Annotated in this window: 1 protein-coding gene; it reads left to right on the forward strand. The window is 64.7% G+C overall.

The annotated features are described in order from the left end of the window. Nucleotides 1-49: 49 nt before the first annotated feature. Nucleotides 50-278: transposase (locus EN786_RS37505; RefSeq protein WP_189524414.1), on the forward strand; the 229-nt coding region annotated here is incomplete at its 3' end.

Raw genomic sequence — 278 nt, forward strand, 5'->3', positions numbered from 1 at the left:
CTTCGGTAGGGTTGGGTTGCTGACACAACCTGATTCGAAGGAAGCACCGATGACCGACGACATGATGGACCTGCGCACGCTCGTGGAGAAGACCCCCGACGCCGATATCTTGCGCGAGATGATCGGCTTTGCCGCTGAGCGGCTGATGGAGCTGGAAGTGGGCGCGGCGACCGGCGCGGCCCATGGCGAGAAGAACCCGCTGCGGCTTGTCCAGCGCAACGGCTATCGCGACAGGGACTGGGAGACGCGGGCCGGCACGGTCGAGCTGCGAATCCCAA

The organism is Mesorhizobium sp. M4B.F.Ca.ET.143.01.1.1 (assembly GCF_004792275.1).
GTDB classification, from domain to species: Bacteria; Pseudomonadota; Alphaproteobacteria; order Rhizobiales; family Rhizobiaceae; genus Mesorhizobium; species Mesorhizobium abyssinicae.